Source organism: Galactobacter valiniphilus (assembly GCF_003575975.1).
Lineage (GTDB): Bacteria > Actinomycetota > Actinomycetes > Actinomycetales > Micrococcaceae > Galactobacter > Galactobacter valiniphilus.
On record NZ_QQXK01000087.1, the window covers coordinates 1 to 551 of the forward strand.

The 551-nt window shown below is 67.5% G+C and carries 1 protein-coding gene; it reads right to left on the reverse strand.

The annotated features are described in order from the left end of the window. A partial coding sequence (locus DWB68_RS16080) for an IS5 family transposase (RefSeq protein ID WP_147391727.1) occupies window positions 1-459 on the reverse strand: 459 nt, incomplete at its 3' end. Window positions 460-551 lie beyond the last annotated feature (92 nt).

Genomic DNA, 551 nt, shown 5'->3' on the forward strand with positions numbered 1-551 from the left:
TTGCTTGAGCTTGTTGAAGCACCGCTCGACGACGTTGCGGCCGCGGTAGCGGACCCGCTGCTGGTCACCGAAGTCGATCGGCCTGCCGCGGCGCTTGCGTCGGTGAGCGATCTGATCGTCGCGCTCAGGGATCGTCGCAGCGATCCCGTGTTCACGTAGCCAGGCCCGGTTCGCCTTGGACGGGTAGCCCTTGTCCGCGAGCACTCGGTCCGGTCTTGACCTCGGCCTGCCTCTCGCGCCTAAGACGCGGATCTCGCTCAACGTCGCGGCGAGCATGCTGGTGTCCGCTGCTTGCCCGGGCGTGAGGATGAACGCGAGTGCGCGTCCCTTCCCGTCGCAGACCAGGTGGTTCTTCGTCGTCAGCCCGCCGCGGGAGCGGCCGATCGCGTGATCGGGCGGCTCCTGTCCGAACTTCTTGTAGTTCGACTGAGCCCCCTGTGGCGCGGGGAAGTGTCGCACCGTGCTGGTGCACGCGCACGATCGTGGAGTCGATCGACGCGACCCAGTCCAGGTCTCCGGACTGCTGCGCCAGCGACTGCGTCCTCTCCAGC